10 protein-coding genes are annotated in these 16,564 nt (G+C 68.3%); 8 read left to right on the top strand and 2 right to left on the bottom strand.

Annotation, left to right across the window (positions count from 1 at the left end; all coding sequences use genetic code 11):
• Window positions 1–47: 47 nt before the first annotated feature.
• On the bottom strand, window positions 48–347 hold the full coding sequence (locus LK539_RS21405) for a DNA-binding transcriptional regulator (protein WP_227811616.1): 300 nt from the start codon (window positions 345–347) through the stop codon (window positions 48–50).
• 207 nt (window positions 348–554) lie between these two features.
• Between LK539_RS21405 and LK539_RS21400 the strand changes: the two genes are divergently transcribed.
• The 3 genes from LK539_RS21400 (at window position 555) to LK539_RS21390 (ending at window position 5,788) form a co-directional block, all read left to right on the top strand.
• Window positions 555–2,615 carry an ATP-binding protein gene (locus LK539_RS21400; protein WP_227803086.1) on the top strand — a complete coding sequence of 687 codons (2,061 nt, stop codon included), beginning with the start codon at window positions 555–557 and terminating at the stop codon, window positions 2,613–2,615.
• Window positions 2,616–2,646: 31 nt separating this feature from the next.
• Window positions 2,647–3,612 carry a GGDEF domain-containing protein gene (locus LK539_RS21395; protein ID WP_227803085.1) on the top strand — a complete coding sequence of 322 codons (966 nt, stop codon included), beginning with the start codon at window positions 2,647–2,649 and terminating at the stop codon, window positions 3,610–3,612.
• A 187-nt stretch (window positions 3,613–3,799) separates the two neighbouring features.
• Window positions 3,800–5,788, top strand: coding sequence for an MHYT domain-containing protein (locus tag LK539_RS21390; protein WP_227803084.1), 1,989 nt, complete (start codon window positions 3,800–3,802; stop codon window positions 5,786–5,788).
• A gap of 21 nt (window positions 5,789–5,809) precedes the next feature.
• Here LK539_RS21390 and LK539_RS21385 read toward each other — a convergent pair whose 3' ends face one another.
• Window positions 5,810–7,861: a tetratricopeptide repeat-containing diguanylate cyclase gene (locus LK539_RS21385; protein WP_227803083.1), complete on the bottom strand. Its 2,052-nt coding sequence runs from the start codon at window positions 7,859–7,861 to the stop codon at window positions 5,810–5,812.
• A 386-nt stretch (window positions 7,862–8,247) separates the two neighbouring features.
• On the opposite strand from LK539_RS21385, the gene LK539_RS21380 reads away from it, so the two are divergent.
• From LK539_RS21380 to cphA, 5 genes are all read left to right on the top strand, one after another.
• Entirely contained in the window at window positions 8,248–9,642 is a 1,395-nt protein-coding gene (locus tag LK539_RS21380; RefSeq protein WP_373889583.1) for an amino acid permease, read from the top strand.
• An 84-nt stretch (window positions 9,643–9,726) separates the two neighbouring features.
• Window positions 9,727–10,389, top strand: a complete 663-nt coding sequence (locus LK539_RS21375; protein WP_227803082.1) for an isochorismatase family protein — start codon at window positions 9,727–9,729, stop codon at window positions 10,387–10,389.
• 22 nt (window positions 10,390–10,411) lie between these two features.
• Window positions 10,412–12,175, top strand: a complete 1,764-nt coding sequence (locus LK539_RS21370; RefSeq protein WP_227803081.1) for a thiamine pyrophosphate-requiring protein — start codon at window positions 10,412–10,414, stop codon at window positions 12,173–12,175.
• A 150-nt stretch (window positions 12,176–12,325) separates the two neighbouring features.
• Window positions 12,326–13,777: an iron-containing redox enzyme family protein gene (locus LK539_RS21365; protein WP_227803080.1), complete on the top strand. Its 1,452-nt coding sequence runs from the start codon at window positions 12,326–12,328 to the stop codon at window positions 13,775–13,777.
• An 85-nt stretch (window positions 13,778–13,862) separates the two neighbouring features.
• Window positions 13,863–16,493: a cyanophycin synthetase gene (cphA, locus tag LK539_RS21360; protein WP_227803079.1), complete on the top strand. Its 2,631-nt coding sequence runs from the start codon at window positions 13,863–13,865 to the stop codon at window positions 16,491–16,493.
• Window positions 16,494–16,564 lie beyond the last annotated feature (71 nt).

Raw genomic sequence — 16,564 nt, 5'->3', positions numbered from 1 at the left:
CGTGCGCCGTCCGCTGCCGGGGCGCAGCGGATGGCGTCGCCGGCTGCTCAGCCGTGCAGGTCTTCGTCCTTGAGCGTGCCGTTCACGTACAGGCGCAGCAGGATTGCCACGGGCGGCGGGATCACGACGCCGGTTTCGAAGCGGCTGCCGCTGGACTGGGTCACGCCGAAGCGGCTCCAGAATTTCTCCTGGCTTTCGCGCTTGCGGATGCGCAGGCGGCGCAGTTCATGCGGCGCGGCAGGCCACGGGGCGTTCAGGGATGGCGCGGCCGCGGCCAGCTCGCTGCCTACCGCGTCCGTCACGACCATATCGATGCCGAATTCTTCACCCATCATTTTGCCAGCCATTGCTTGTTCCTTCCGTTCGCCCATGTCACTTCTCATTTGCAGTCAGTCGACCGCACCAGACTTGATCGTATCCGGAAAGATATGCTCCAAGGCTCACGAAAAATCACGAGCGTCCATTTTTTGCAAATACGCGTTTTGACACGGCGGGGTGTCTGAAGTGGTAAGGTATCGGCCCATGACCTCGCCGCGACAGGAAGCCCGATCCGCATGAATCCACCCGACTCGTCCATCCAAGCGCGCGACCAGGTCCGCCAGGGCGCCATGTTGCGCGCCTTTTTCGAGCAAAGCACCGAGTACGCAGCCCTGCTGACCCCAGGCGGCACAGTGGTCGAGGTCAACCGCCAGGCGCTCGCGCCCTGGGCTTACCTGCGTGAAGAAGTGGTGGGAAGGCCACTGTGGGAAGGCGGCTGGTGGCGCGGCGACCCGGCGCTGGTGCAGCAGGTGCGCGCCGGTGTGGCTCAGGCAGCCTCCGGGACGGTGTTTCGCTGCGGCCTGCCGTACTTCAGCGCGGACGGGAGCCGGCGCCATGCCGACGTCGTCATCGCGCCACTCTTCGGCGACGATGGCCGGGTCGAGTGCCTGTCCGCCACCGGCGCCGACGGCACCGAGCGGCGCCGGGTCGAGGAGCGCCTGCGCCTGCTGGACGACATCGGAGAGGCGACCCGGATCGCGGCCGATCCCAAGGCCATCATGGAGGGCGCCACGCGGCTGCTGGGCGAACACCTGGGCGTGACCCGCGTCGCCTACGCCGACCTCGAACCCGACAACGACCGCTTCACCATCCGCCACGACTGGACCGAGCCGGGCGCCTTCAGCACCGTCGGCGTCTACTCGCTCGACCTGTTCGGCTCGCGCGCCACGTCCCGGCTGCGGGTGGGCCTCAATCTGGTGGTCAACGATGTCGACGCGGAACTCGCGCCCGACGACGGCGCCGACATGTTCAACCGGATCGGCATCAAGGCCATCATCTGCTGCCCGCTGGTCAAGCAGGGCAGGCTGGTGGCGATGATGGCGGTGCACCAGCGCACGCCGCGGCGCTGGACGGCGGACGAGATCGCGCTGGTCGACGCCGTGGTCGAGCGCTGCTGGGCCCACATCGAGCGGGTGCGCTCGACCGAAGCCCTGCGCGAGGCCGACCGCCACAAGTCGGAATTCCTGGCCACGCTGGCGCACGAACTGCGCAATCCGCTGGCGCCGATCCGCAACGGACTGGAGGTGCTGCGCGTCAGCGAGGGCAAGCCGGAAGCGATGGCGCGGGTGCGCGCCATGATGGAGCGCCAGGTCGGACACATGGTCCACCTGATCAACGACCTGCTCGACATCGCCCGCGTCTCGACCGGTAAGGTGGTGCTGAAGGTCGAGCGCGTCACACTGCAGGCGGTGGTCGCCAGCGCCGTCGAGACCAGCATGCCCCTGCTGGAGGCGGCGCGCCACACGCTGGACCTGGAGGTGCCGGAACAGCCGCTGTGGCTGGATGCCGACCATGTGCGCCTGAGCCAGGTGCTGAGCAACCTGCTGTCGAACGCCGCCAAGTACACGCCGCCGGGCGGGCGGGTGCGGATCGAGGGCGGCATGGAGGAGGGCGCCGTGGTGCTGCGGGTATCGGACACCGGCATCGGCATCGCCCAGGACGCGCTCGGCTCGATCTTCGACATGTTCACCCAGGTCGCGCGCAGCCTGGACCGCTCCAAGGGCGGGCTCGGGATCGGGCTCTCGCTGGTGCGCCACCTGGTGATGCTGCATGGTGGCACCGTCGCCGCCGAAAGCCGGGGACCAGGCCAGGGCAGCAGCTTCACCGTGCGCCTGCCGGCGGCGCAGGTAGGGGCCGAGGGTGAACCGTCGGCCCACGACGGCACTGGCGCACGCACCGGGGCCAGCATGCGCATCCTGGTCGCCGATGACAACACCGATGCCGCCGACTCGCTCGCTGCGCTGCTGCAGGCGGGTGGGCATACGGTGCGCACGGTCTACGACGGCGCCCAGGCACTGCAGGCGGCGCCGGCGTTCGCACCCGACCTGGCCTTCCTCGACATCGGCATGCCCGGCATAGATGGCTACCAGACCGCACGCGCCCTGCGCGCCTTGCCCGGACTGAATGACCTGCGCCTGGTGGCGCTGACCGGGTGGGGTGCGCAGGAAGACCGCGCGCGTTCGCGCGAAGCGGGCTTCGACCATCACCTGCTCAAACCCGCCGCACCGGAACAGCTGGCAGCGATCCTGGGGGCGGAAGGAGACATCGGACCAGAGAACTCGGGTATCATCCGTTAGTTTCCTTTCGACATCTTTCTGCTAGCCGGCGATGCATACCAAGCCCGAACCCGACAGCGCGCTGGCCGCGCGCGCCCTCAACCTCGTCGACTGCGGTCTGGTCGTGCTCGATGCCGCGCACGAGATCGTGCTGTGGAACGGCTGGATGGTGCCGCGTTCAGGCTATGGCGCCGCGCGCGTGCGCGACCGCTCCCTGTACGATGTGTTCCCCGAGCTGCGCGGTTCGCGGGTCGAGGCTGCGGTGCTGGCGGCGCTGACCGAAGAGCTGGCGACCACGGTGCCGGCGTCCAGCGGCCGCACCCCGTTCCCGCTGCGTGAAGCGGGCAGCTTCGACGGCGAGCGCATCGAGCAGGCGGTCAGCGTGACGCCGTTCAGCGAAGGCGGCGAGCGCTTCTGCCTGATCGAGATCCGCGACGTCAGCGGCGCGGCCGACCGCGAGCGCCGCCTGCTCGACCACGCCGAGTCGCTGCGCGCCCGTTCCTATATCGATGGTCTGACCGGCATCGCCAACCGCCGCCACTTCGACGTCGCCCTCGACCGCGAACTGCGGCGCGCCCAGCGCAACGGCGGCGCGCTGTCGCTGCTGCTGATGGACATCGATTCCTTCAAGGCCTACAACGACCACTTCGGCCACCAGGAAGGCGATGCCTGCCTGACCGCGGTGGCGCAGGCGCTGGCGGCCATGTGCAAGCGCCCGGCCGACGTCGCGGCGCGCTACGGCGGCGAGGAGTTCGCCGCGATCCTGCCCGACACCACGCTGGAGCAGGCGCGCGCCCATGCCGAGGCGATCCGCGCCCATGTGGCGGGGCTGAACATGCCGCATGCGCCGTCGGCCGTGCGGCCCTGGGTCACCCTCAGCATCGGCGTGGCGGCCTGTGACCCCGAGCGCCTGAACACGCCGGCGCTGCTGATCGAGGCGGCCGACAAGGCCCTGTACGCGGCCAAGCGGGGCGGGCGCGACCGCGTGGTGGCGGACGGCGACAGCAGCGCGGCCTGATCCGCACTGTGGCGCAGGCGCATCGGGCGTGCGCCGCCGCTTGCCCGATCCTGTAGAATTGCCGCACGGCAAATGATGGCGCCGTGCCGGCTAGCTGTCAGGGCGTGCGCTGGTGCCGCTCGTGTACACTCGAAAGCACGAGGATTGCCCTGCGCGCTGCGGAACCATTAGGAAACCACGACCTCCCATGCTGATCGGCCACTATCAACCAAGCCTGGTGCTGCTCTCGATCCTGGCGGCGATCTTCGCCTCCTACACGGCCCTGAGCCTGGCGGTGCGGGTCAAGGCCGTCCAGGGCGTGGCGCGGCATTTCTGGATGGCCGGCGGCGCCTTTGCCATGGGCAGCGGCATCTGGGCCATGCACTTCATCGGCATGCTCGCGTTCCGCCTGCCGATGCCGCTCGCTTACGATCCGTGGATCACCTTCGTATCCTGGCTGCTGCCGGTCGTCGTCTCCGGCCTGGCCCTGTGGCAGCTGCGCCACCGCGAGCTGGGCGGGCGCCACCTGGCCTGGGGCGCGGTGTTGATGGGCCTGGGCATCAACGCCATGCATTACACCGGCATGGCCGGCATGCGCATGGATCCGCCGATCACCTATGATCCCTGGCTGTTCCTCGCTTCGGTGGCGATCGCGATCGGCGCGTCCGCCGGCGCGCTCTGGATCGGCTTCCGGCTGGGCGCCAGCATGCGCCACCCGCGCCTGGTGCAGCTGGGCGCCGCCGTCGTGATGGGCGGTGCGATCGCCGGCATGCACTACACCGGCATGGCCGCGGCCCACTTCGAGGCCAACAGCATCTGCCGCGCCGCCGAGAATGGCGTCAACCAGGACCACCTGGCGATCCTGGTCGCGGTGGCGACCTTCGCCGTGCTCAGCATCGCACTGCTGGCCGCCATCTTCGATACCCGGCTCGAGTCGCGCAACCGCACCCTGGCGGCCTCGCTGGAGACGGCGGCCGAGCGCCAGGAACTCTACCTGCGCGAGCAGAAGGCGCGGGTCGAGGCCGAGCACCTGAGCCAGCTAAAGGACGAGTTCCTGGCCACGCTGTCGCACGAGCTGCGCACCCCGCTCAACGCGATGCTGGGCTGGTCGCAGCTGCTGCTGCAGGGCGCGCGCGACGAGGCCATGCTGCGGCGCGGCCTGGAGACCATCGAACGCAATGCACGCGCCCAGTCGCAGCTGATCGAAGACATGCTGGACATGAGCCGCCTCATCGCCGGCAAGATCCGGGTCGAGACGCGCCCGGTGACGGCGGCCGAATTCGTCAACGCCGCGCTCGAGACCGCGCGCCCGGCGGCGATCGCCAAGCAGATCCACCTGGTGTCCGACGTCGACTATGACGCCGGGCCGGTGCTGGGCGACCCCGGGCGCATGCAGCAGGTGATGTCGAACCTGGTGTCGAACGCGATCAAGTTCACCGAGCCTGGCGGCCGGGTGGCGGTGAGCGTGACGCGCGAGGGCGACGAAGTGTCGATCGACGTGGCCGATTCCGGCATCGGCATCGATCCCGAATTCCTACCCTATGTGTTCGACCGCTTCCGCCAGGCCGACTCCTCGTCGGCGCGCCGCCATGGCGGCCTCGGGCTGGGCCTGGCGATCGCGCGCCAGCTGGTCGAGCTGCAGGGTGGTGCGATCACGGTCGCCAGCGGCGGGACCGGGCGCGGCGCCACCTTCACCGTGCACCTGCCGATCCACCACGGCGGCGCCACGCCCGAGCCGACGGCGGCGCCCACCGCTGCGCCGGGCGAGGACGCGCGCGCCGCGGCCGGCGGCAGCCTAGCGGGCCTGTCGGTGCTGGTGGTGGACGACGAACCCGATTCGCTGGAGCTGGTGCAGCAGGTGCTGTCCGAGACCGGCGCCCGCATCCTCACCGCGATGAGCGCGGGCGACGCGCTGCGCATGATCGAGCGCGAGCGCCCGGACCTGTTGATCAGCGATATCGGCATGCCGCTGATGGATGGCTTCGAGCTGATCCGGCGCATCCGCGCCGCGCGCGAGTGCGCCGTGTCAAGCGTGCCCGCCATTGCGCTGACCGCGTTCTCGCGCCGCGAGGACCAGCAGCGCGCTCTGGAGGCCGGATTCGACGAATACATGGCCAAGCCCCTGCGGCCGGCGGCGCTGGTGCAAATCGTGGTGGGGATGGCGGGGAAGGCCGCGGCCAAGCGCAGCAGGGCCTGATGCCTTGGCCGGGCCGGCAGTTTACGAAGCCGGCTGCCAGTACACATCCGGCATCACCAGCTGCAGGCGCAGCCTGCTTTCATCCAGGTTCCCCTGGCCGGGCGCACTGTCAACGCCTTCCACGATGAAGCCGCGGTTGCGGCCCGCTTCCTTGCCCTTGTAGAGCGCGCGGTCGGCCAGTGCGATGGCCTGTTCCCAGCCGATCGGGGCGCCCGCGCCGGGCGCCAGCGACACGGCGCCGGCGGTGGCGCTGACCTGCAGGGCGGTGCCGTCTTCCAGCATCACCGGCGCGGCCGCGATCGCATTCAGGATGCGCTGCACCAGCAGCGGGCGCTGGGCGTCGGACACGCCCTGCGAATACACGAGGAATTCTTCGCCGCCCCAGCGCAGCACCATGTCGGATTCGCGCACCACCTCGTTCAGGCGGCGGCCAACCTCGACCAGCACCGTGTCGCCGGCGGCGTGGCCGTGCTGGTCGTTGATGCGCTTGAAGTGGTCGATGTCGAGCAGGGTGAAGCAGTCGTTCTGCCGCTCGCCGGCGCCCATCGGTTGCTGGTCGCGCATGCGCTCCACGAACGAGCGGCGGTTGTACAGACCGGTGAGCGGATCGTGCGCCGAATGGTGCGCCAGTTCGGCGTTCAGTTCCGCCAGGCGCCGTCCGGTCGCCTGCGACCTGCGGTACAACATGAAGACGAAGCCGGACAGCACCAGCGCCAGCACCGCACCCAGCGAGGCCAGGGCCGTGCGCAGGCTGCGGTTGCGGATCTCCGCATCCTTGACCGCATTTTCCTGGCGCAGGCGCTCGATCTGGGCGGCGCGCTGCTTGGCGCTGAACTGTTCCTGCAGGGCGGCGAAGGCCTTGTCGCGGCTCTCGATGGCCAGGCTCTCCTGGATCTTCTCGCGTTCGCGCACGGTGGCCAGGGCCTGCCGGTGCAGGCCGGCCTTTTCCAGCGCTTCGCTCTTTTCGGCCAGGATGTTCGAGACCGCCAGCATGGCGCCGGCCTTGCGCAGTTCCTGCGCGGTGCGGTCGATGTAGACCGTGCCTTCGGCCATGCGGCCCTGGCCGAACAGGGCAAAGCCCAGGTTGGCGTACACCATCTGGATCACGCTCTGGTCGGCTACCTGTTCCGACAGGGCGACCGCGGAACGCGCGGCGCGCTCGGCTTCGACATAGTTGTGGCCGCGCAGCCATGCGTCCGAGACGTTGCCCAGCACATTCGCCTCGATCCAGCGCAGCTCGTGGCGGCGCGCCAGCACCAGCGCGCGATTGAAGGCGGCGTGCGCCTGCGGCAGCTGGTTCAGCGAAACGAAGGCGCGTCCATCCATGAAGTGCATCAGGGCCTCGACCCGCGGCGTCATCGGGTCGCTGCCGCTGCGGCCCTGGCGGTAGGCGCGGGTCGATTCCAGCGCCTTGACGGCTTCGCCGCTGTTCACGTACAGGCGCGCCAGCGCCAGGCGCAGGTCGGCTTCGCGCGGGCTCCACAGCTCGGGGAAGCGCTGCACCAGCTCGAGCGCGCGCAGGTAGTGCCCAAGTGCGAGGTCGTGCTGGCCGGTGGTGTTGTAGATCGCGCCGTAGGCCACTTCGGCATTCGCCTCGAACTCGCTGTTGCCGAGTTCGCGGTACTGGCCGTTCAGGGTTTCCAGCAGCGCCATGGCGGCGGCCGGATCGTTGTCGTTAAGGCGCTTGTGCACCCGGCCGAGGCTGGCGAGGGCCAGCTGCGCATGATCGCCCTGTGCACCCGCAAGCTTGATCAGGCGTTCGTCGACCGCATACGCTTCGCCGAGCTGGCCGGCGTCGCTGTGGATGCGGCGCAGCAGGCGCAGGTAGGCGACCTGCACCGGGTAGGGTGCGTTTCGGGTGAGGCTGGCGGCTTCGGCCAGCAGCAGGCTGCGCGCCTGCGGGTTGTTGCGCTCCGCCAGCTGCGCCAGCTCGCGCAGGCGCAGCTGGGCCGCGACCTGATGTTCGTCCTGCGCCATCGCCCCTGGCGCCGCAACGGCCAGCGCCAGCAGCAGGGCCGGGAGGGCCTTGCGCCAGGCCCGCCTTGTCCTGCGGGATGCCAGTGGAGTCGTCATCGTGGTCGGTGGAAGCGGGCGGTGCGCGGCGGGAGGCCGGGCGGCTCGACGCCGCGCGATACGGCGTTCCACCGATTATGTTCTGTTGACTTGTGGAAATCAAGCGCCGAAGGTGACGCGCGATGTATACGCAACGGACACAATTTCTGATTGGAACGGAGAAATTATTCGACTTTCATTACTTTACTTTGATTCCAAACAACAATCTGGTGATAATGTCACGTCTGCAGCATTGCGCGTACGAACGACGAGCAGCAGTATGGCGTACTCGGTTCACGGGTCAGGCATCGGGTCTACCGGCCGGATGGCGCGCGCGACCGCGGGCATACGGTGCCCCGGCAAAACAAGGACGCGGAACCAACTATTTTTTGATTGGAGAATGAGTAGTGAGTCTTTTCAGAACCAAAAATCTTGACACGATGGTCGCGGCGGCCCAGAAGCCGGGCGGTCTCAAGAAGGTGCTCGGTCCGTTCGACCTCGTCCTCATGGGCATCGGCGCCATCATCGGCACCGGTATCTTCGTGCTCACCGGCACCGGCGCCGTCACCGCAGGTCCGGCCCTGACGCTCTCCTTCGTCGTCGCCGCACTGGCCTGCGGTTTCGCCGCACTCTGCTATGCCGAGTTTGCCTCGAGCGTGCCGGTGGCCGGCTCGATCTACACCTACAGCTATTTCACCCTGGGCGAGATCGTCGCCTGGATGATCGGCTGGGACCTGCTGCTCGAATACGGCCTGGCCACCTCGACCGTCGCGGTGGGCTGGTCCGGCTACTTCCAGTCGCTGCTCAAGGGTATCGGCATCGTGCTGCCGGAAGCGCTGCGCGCGGCCCCGGGCGCCCAGCCCGGCGTGAACACCATGTTCAACCTGCCGGCCTTCCTGATCATGATGTTCCTGACCTGGATCCTGTCGATGGGCGTGCGCGAATCGGCGCGCCTGAACAACATCATGGTGATCATCAAGACCGGCGTCGTGATCCTGTTCATCGTGGTCGGCGTCAATTACGTCAAGCCGGACAACTGGCAGCCCTTCATGCCCTTCGGCTTCAGCAGCGTGATGAGCGCCGCCGCGCTGGTGTTCTTCGCCTTCATCGGCTTCGACGCCGTCACCTCGGCCGCCGAGGAAGTCAAGAACCCGTCCAAGGACCTCCCGATCGGCATCATCGGCTCGCTGGCCGTCTGCACCGTGCTGTACGTGATCGTGGCCGCCATCATGACCGGCATCGTCCCGTTCATGCAGTTCAAGGGCGTCGACCACCCGGTCTCGCTGGCCCTGCAGTTCGCCGGCCAGGACTGGGTTGCCGGCTTCGTCGACCTGGCCGCGATCCTGGGCATGAGCACCGTGATGCTGGTGATGGCCTATGGCCAGACCCGCATCCTGTTCGCGATGTCGCGCGACGGCCTGCTGCCGGCCAAGCTGTCGGAAGTGCATCCGAAATACGGCACCCCGTACTTCGCCACCTGGATGGTCGGGATCGTGTTCGGCTTGCTCGCCGGCCTGGTTCCGCTCGACGTGCTGGCCGAACTGGTCAACATCGGCACCCTGGCCGCGTTCTCGCTGGTGTCGCTGGCCGTGATCATCCTGCGCAAGAAGCGCCCGGATCTGCACCGCGCCTTCCGCTGCCCGGGCGTGCCGGTGATCCCGGCCCTGGCGATCATCTTCTGCCTGGCCCTGATGTCCTTCCTCAGCTGGCACACCTGGGTGGCCTTCATCATCTGGCTGGCGATCGGCCTGGCGGTGTACTTCCTGTACGCGCGCCAGCGTTCGCTGCTGAACAAGGCATAAGCAGCGCCGCCTGAGCTCTCCGTGACGCCCGGCCCCCGCAAGGTGGCCGGGCGTCCTGCATTTCGGGGCCGTGCTAAGCTCCCGATGAACGCCGCCATCCCGGGCGGCGGCTTTGCGGAGAATGCTTCCATGAGCGCCATCGTGCTCGGCAAGGGCGACGCCCTCCTGATCGTCGACATGCAGAACGACTTCCTCCCCGGCGGCAGCCTGGCCGTGCCGCGCGGCGACCTGGTGATCGAACCGATCAACGCACTCATCGACCTGTACCGGGAACAGCGGCTGCCCATCTACGCCTCGCGCGACTGGCACCCCGGGCAGCACTGCTCGTTCGCGGCCCAGGGCGGACCGTGGCCGCCGCACTGCGTGGCGGATACCATCGGTGCGGCCTTCAGCGCGGCGCTGCGCCTGCCGCGGGACGCCATCGTCGTCTCCAAGGCCGTGCTTGAGGCGGAGGACGCCTATTCCGCCTTCAACGGCACCGGCCTGGCGCGCAGCATGCGCGCTGAAGGCATCACCCGCTTGGCCGTGTGCGGGCTCGCCACCGACTACTGCGTGCTGAATACCGTGCTGGACGGGATCGAGGCCGGATTCGAGGTGCTCCTGCCGCTGGAAGGCATGCGCGCGGTCGAGGTCACGCCCGGCGATGGCGACCGCGCCGTGGCGCGCATGCTGGGGCAGGGCGCGGTGCCGGTGAGCGTGTCGGGCGGCCACCTGATCGCGGACCCCAGGATGGGTGCCCGGCTGTAAACGCGACTGAAAGGGGGAACAAATGGCAACGCTTGGCGACTTCCTGCTCGAACGCCTGCACGGATGGGGCGTGCGGCGCGTGTTCGGCTATCCCGGCGACGGGATCAACGGCATCATGGCCGCCTTCGGACGCCAGCAGGCGGTCGAGTTCATCCAGACCCGGCACGAGGAAATGGCAGCCTTCATGGCCTGCGGCCACGCCAAGTTCTCGGGCGAGGTGGGCGTGTGCCTGGCCACCTCCGGTCCCGGCGCCATTCACCTGCTCAACGGCCTGTACGACGCCAAGCTCGACCACCAACCAGTGGTCGCCATCGTCGGCCAGCAAACGCGCAGCGCCCTGGGCGCCAGCTACCAGCAGGAAGTCGACCTGGTCACGCTGTTCAAGGACGTGGCCGGCGAATACGTGCAGATGGCGAGCTCCCCGGAACAGTTGCGCCACCTGGTCGACCGCGCGCTGCGCATCGCCATCAGCGAGCGTTGCGTCACCTGCATCATCCTGCCCAACGACCTGCAGGAGCAGGACGCCGTACCGAGCCCGCCGCGTGAGCACGGCTATACCTACAGCGGTATCGGCGCTCCGGCGAGCGCGCCGGTGCCGCCCGAGGATGCCCTGCGCCAGGCGGCCGCGATCCTGAACGCCGGCCGCAAGGTGGCGATCCTGGCGGGCGCCGGCGCCCATGGCGCGCACGCGGAAGTGCTTGAAGTCGCGGAACTGCTGGGCGCCGGCATCGCCAAGGCGCTGCTGGGCAAGGCCGTGGTGCCGGATGCCCCGCCCTTCGTCACCGGGTCGATCGGCATCATCGGCACCAGCGCCAGCAACGACATGATGGAAGAGTGCGACACGCTGCTGATGGTCGGCTCGAGCTTTCCGTATGCCGAGTTCCTGCCGCCGGAAGGGCAGGCGCGCGGGGTGCAGGTCGACATCGACGGCCGCATGCTCAGCCTGCGCTATCCGATGGAAGCGAACCTGCTGGGCGATGCCAGGGCCACGCTGCGCGCCCTGATCCCGCTCCTCGATCGCAAGCAGGAACGCAGCTGGCGCGAACGGATCGAGGCCAAGGTGGCGCACAGCCGCAGCCAGCTCGCGCGAAAGGCCATGGAGCCCGCCGAACCGATCAACCCGCAGCGCGTGTTCAGCGAGCTGTCGCCGCGCCTCCCGGACGATGTCATCCTGGCCGGGGACTCCGGTTCGGTGGCGGCCTGGTATGCGCTGCACCTGCAGCTGCGGCCCGGCATGCTGGCATCGCTATCCGGTACGCTCGCCACCATGGGCTCGGCCGTGCCCTACGCGTTGGCGGCCAAGCTGGCCCACCCGGACCGTCCCGTGATCGCGCTGGCCGGCGACGGGGCGATGCAGATGAACGGCATCAACGGCCTGATGTCGATCGCCTGGCACCGCCAGCGCTGGACCAATCCCACCTTGATCGTACTGGTGCTGAACAACCGCGACCTGAACTTCGTGACCTGGGAACAGCGCGGCATGCAGGGCCAGCCCAAGTACGAGCCCTCGCAGCAACTGCCCGACTTTTCCTACGCGGACTACGCGCGCATGCTGGGCCTGGACGGCCTGCGCGTGGACGACCCGGACGCACTCGGGGCCGCGTGGGAGCGGGCGCTGGCCGCCGACAAGCCCTTCGTGCTGGAAGTGGTGGTGGATCCGAACATCCCGCCACTGCCGCCGCACACGGTCGACAAACAGCGGGAGCAGTACGACGAGGCCCAGGCGAAAGGCGATCCGGAAGCGGCGGACATGCAGCGCGGGGCGGATACGCAATCGGGATCTTGACCATCTGGTAAGAAAATCTGTTGTACCGTGTTTGTACTTTTGTAATCCGACTCTTACATACTCACAGCGCGGCTACCGATTTCGTGCAAATAGTTCAGTCTGGATAATGTTGTCTATCGTCCTACCAGACCAACAACACGATCCGAGACCATGAATTCGATGCTGTTAGCAGATGCCACCGCCTCTGCGGCCCGCCGCGCTCCGGCCACCCGTGAGCGCTCCAAGGCCTTGTACTTCGCGCTGTACGACAACCCGGGCGCGCACGCGGACGAGGCGCGCGCCTATCTCGCCGACCAGATCGCGGCGGTACAGGCGCTGCCCGCCGACCTGCCTTCCTCGCTGGCCGAACTCCCGGGCTGGGTCGAAGAGCGCACCGACGCCGTTGGCGCCGAGTACCGCGACTACCTGGCCGCCCGCAAGAACGGCGCGCCGCGCCGCTATTTCTCGTGCCGCGCGCACGCGCTGTATTTCATCAAGGCGGTGGCCGCGACCAAGCTGGTGGACGGCGCCTGGCTCTACGGCCTGCTCAAGCACTGGGACAACCCGGCCTACCATGAGCTGATCAAGACCTACCTGGAAGAGCTGGGCGAGGGCCTGCCCGACAAGAACCACGTCACGATCTACCGCAAGCTGCTGGCGACGCACGGCGTCGAGGGCTGGGAGAACCTGGACGACGAGCACTTCGTGCAGGGTGCGATCCAGCTCGCGCTGGGCCACAACGTCGAGCACTTCCTGCCCGAAGTCATCGGCTACAACCTGGGCTACGAGCAGCTGCCACTGCACCTGCTCATCACCTCGTATGAGCTGAACGAATTCGGCATCGACCCGTACTACTTCACGCTGCACGTCACCGTGGACAACGCCGCCAGCGGCCACGCCCAGAAGGCGGTGCAGGCCCTGAAGAACCTGATGCCGCGCGTGGGCGACCGCGACGCCTTCTACCGCCGCGTGATGGACGGCTACCGCCTGAACGACATCGGCGCCAGCACCACGTCCAGCATCGCCGAATTCGACCTGCAGGGTGAACTGGTGAGCATCCTCGCCGCCAAGAGCAGCGTGGGCAAGAACATGCACTCGGATTACTGCCGCGTGGCCGGCCGCTCGGTCAACGACTGGCTGGGCGACCCGGCCAAGATTCCCGACTTCCTGGCGGCGCTGGAGAAGGCCGGCTGGATCAAGCGCGGCGAGGCCGTCGAGCACAGCCGCTTCTGGGGCCTGGTGCACGGCGAGAAGGCCGAGATGTTCGGCGTGTTCAGCGCCTACGAGCAGCAGGTGCTGCGCGACTGGATCACCAGCAAGCCTGAGGGTGGACGTGCGGAAGGCCCGCGCGCGCTGACCTGGCGCGCCCGCCAGCGCACCCTCGACAACCTGGGCCAGCAGCAGGACCGCAGCGAGCATTTCCCGGAACGCGGCCTGATTCGCCGCCACCCGCGCCTGGAAGCGCCGGACAACGAACTCCGGCTGCTCGAAGAACAGGTCGCCGCCGCGCCGGGCAAGCAGCAGGCGATGGAATTGCTGGGCGGCCTGATGTCGCCCGAGATCCACCACACGGCGGTGGGCCTGATGGCCACCCGCATGTACACCCGGCTGTTCGACGCCTGATCGTCGGCGTGGTGGGTGCACCAGTTTTCCCGCGCACCGGGCAGCCGCCCGGTGCGCACATCATTATTATTACAAGGATCTATTCGTGCAAATCCTGGAACAACGCTTCTTGCGCGGACCAAACGTCCACGCCGATTCCCCCTGCCTGCTGAGCGTCATCGATCTGCAGGAGCTGTACGGCATCTCCTCGAAAGACATCCCCGGTTTCAATGAGGCGCTCTTGAATGCGCTGCCATCGCTGGCCGGCCAGCTGCTGCCGATCGGCCAGCGCGGCGGCTTCGCCCAGCGCCTGCGCGAAGGCACCTACCTGGGCCGCGTGGTCGAGCAGGTCACGCTCGATCTGCAGACGCAGGCCGGCGCCCCCGCCAGCTACGGGCGCACGCGCCCGGTCGCGGGCCGTCCCGGCGTGTTCCGTATCGTGTGCGCCTACCAGTCCGAAAAACTGGTGCAGCCTGCCTTCCAGCTGGCCGTCGACCTGGTGACGAGCCTGGGCAATGAAGAGGAGTTCGACCTGGCGCCGCGCCTGGAGGAGCTGCGCGATATCGTGGCGCGCCACGCGATCGGCACCAGCACCGCGGCGGTGCTGGCGGCAGCGCACGAGCGCGGCATTCCGACCCAGCGCATCACCGAGGACGCCAACCTGTTCCTGCTGGGCTGGGGCGCGAAGCAGAAGCGCCTGCAGGCCACCACCACCGGCGACACCAGCTTCATCGCGGTGAAGATCGCCAGCGACAAGCAGCTGACCAAGACCCTGCTCAAGGAAGCTGGCGTGCCGGTGCCGGAAGGCTCGGTGGTGACCAGCGTCGACGAGGCGCAGCGGGCAGCCGCGCGCATGAAGGCGCCGGTCACGCTGAAACCGCTCGACGGCAACCAGGGCAAGGGCGTCACCGTCGACTGCCGCGATGCCGAACAGGTGGCGCGCGCCTTTGACTTCGCGCGCCAGTACGGACGCCGCATCATCGTCGAGCGCTTCGTCGAAGGCCGCGACTACCGCGTGCTGGTCGCAGGCGGCAAGGTCGCCGCCGCCTCCTACCGCCGCCCGGCCCACGTGGTGGGCGATGGCGAGTCGACCATCCGTGAACTGGTCGAGCGCGAGAACGAGAATCCGGCGCGCGGCGCCGGCCACACCAACATCCTCACCAAGATCTCGCTCGACGACCACGCCGCCGACATGCTGCGCAAGCAGGGCCATGACTTCGACAGCGTGCTGCCCGCGGGCGTCCCCGCCGAACTGCGCGGCAACGCCAACCTATCCACCGGCGGCACCGCCGAGGATGTGACCGACCTGCTGCCGGAATCGACCCGTCTGCTGTGCGTGCGCGCGGCCGCCAAGATCGGGCTGGACGTGGCCGGCATCGACATCGTCTGCCGCGACATCGCGATGCCGCTCGACGCCCAGCGCGGCGCCGTCATCGAAGTCAATGCGGCGCCCGGCATCCGCATGCACCAGTACCCGAGCAGCGGCGAGCCGCGCGACGCCGGCGACGCCATCGTGCAGGGCCTGATGGGCGATTCGGATGGCCGCATCCCGACAGTGGCCATCACCGGCACTAACGGCAAGACCACCACCACGCTGCTGGTGGGGCACACGGTGCGCATGGCGGGCAAGGTGGCGGGCGTGACCACCACCGAAGGCGTGTTCATCGACGGCAAGCAGGTGACCAAGGGCGACTGCACCGGCTACTGGTCGGCGCGCACCGTGCTCGGTTCGCCCGACGTCGAATTCGCGGTGCTGGAAACGGCGCGCGGCGGCATTCTCAAGCGCGGCCTGGCCTTCGACCGCTGCGACGTCGGCGTGGTGCTCAACATCGCAGCCGACCACCTGGGCCTGGACGGTGTCGATACGGTGGAAGACCTGGCGCAGGTGAAGGCCGTGGTCGCGACCTCGGCCTCGAAGGCCGTGGTGCTCAATGCCGAGGACCCGCTGTGCGTCGCGATGGGCCGGCGCGCGAAGCCGGAAGCGGAGATCGTGTACTTCTCGATGGACGCGGAAAACCCGGTCTTCCTGCAGCACCTGGAAGACGGCGGCCGCGGCGTCTACCTGCAGGACAATGCCGTCGTGGTCGCAGACGGCAACCTGCACCAGGAACTGGTGCGGGTCGAGAGCATGCCGGTCGCTTTCGGTGGCCGTGCGCGCTTCAACATCGCCAACAGCCTGGCCGCCGCGGCGGCCCTGATGGCGTCCGGCTTCACCAACCTGCAGATCGCCACCGGCCTGTCCACCTTCGTGTCGAATGGCCGCACCAATCCGCTGCGCACCAACATGTTCGACATCCGCGGCGTGACCGTGATCGTCGACTACGCGCACAACCCGGCCGCCTACAAGGCGATGGCCGAGATGGCGCGCGCGCTGCTGCCGGGCCAGCTGGTGGGCGTGGTGACGGCGCCGGGCGACCGCCGCGACGAAGACCTGCGCGACGTCGGCCGCGTGTGCGGCGAGCGCTTCGACGAACTGGTGGTGTACGAGTCCCAGAGCCGCGGCCGCGCCGTGGGCGAGGCGGTGGACCTGATCCTGGACGGTGCGGAAGAAACCGGCGGCATCAGCGACACGCTGCACCGCGTGATCGAAGTGGGCGAGGCGATTCGCCATGGCCTGAGCCTGTGCCGTCCGGGCGACGTGATGGTGTTCGCCTGCGGCTCCTCGCTGCAGGTCTTCGTCGATGCGCTGCGCGTGAACGATCCGGAGAGTGCCGACCTAGTGGCGTCGCAGGTCTGAAGCGCCGGCCTTGACGACGCAAAGCGAAACGGACTCACTAGCAAGGTGAGTCCGTTTTTCATTTCAGGCGT

Source organism: Massilia sp. IC2-476, assembly GCF_020707295.1.
In the GTDB taxonomy this organism is placed as follows: domain Bacteria; phylum Pseudomonadota; class Gammaproteobacteria; order Burkholderiales; family Burkholderiaceae_D; genus Telluria.
The sequence above is the reverse complement of the archived record's forward strand: the minus strand, read 5'-3'. Positions and strand labels throughout refer to the sequence as shown.

Bases quoted from the DNA above. Each gene is read 5' to 3' on its own strand.
- LK539_RS21405 (WP_227811616.1), bottom strand. From the start codon at position 347: ATGGCTGGCAAAATGATGGGTGAAGAATTCGGCATCGATATGGTCGTG.
- LK539_RS21400 (WP_227803086.1), top strand. From the start codon at position 555: ATGAATCCACCCGACTCGTCCATCCAAGCGCGCGACCAGGTCCGCCAG.
- LK539_RS21395 (WP_227803085.1), top strand. From the start codon at position 2,647: ATGCATACCAAGCCCGAACCCGACAGCGCGCTGGCCGCGCGCGCCCTC.
- LK539_RS21390 (WP_227803084.1), top strand. From the start codon at position 3,800: ATGCTGATCGGCCACTATCAACCAAGCCTGGTGCTGCTCTCGATCCTG.
- LK539_RS21385 (WP_227803083.1), bottom strand. From the start codon at position 7,861: ATGACGACTCCACTGGCATCCCGCAGGACAAGGCGGGCCTGGCGCAAG.
- LK539_RS21375 (WP_227803082.1), top strand. From the start codon at position 9,727: ATGAACGCCGCCATCCCGGGCGGCGGCTTTGCGGAGAATGCTTCCATG.
- LK539_RS21370 (WP_227803081.1), top strand. From the start codon at position 10,412: ATGGCAACGCTTGGCGACTTCCTGCTCGAACGCCTGCACGGATGGGGC.
- LK539_RS21365 (WP_227803080.1), top strand. From the start codon at position 12,326: ATGAATTCGATGCTGTTAGCAGATGCCACCGCCTCTGCGGCCCGCCGC.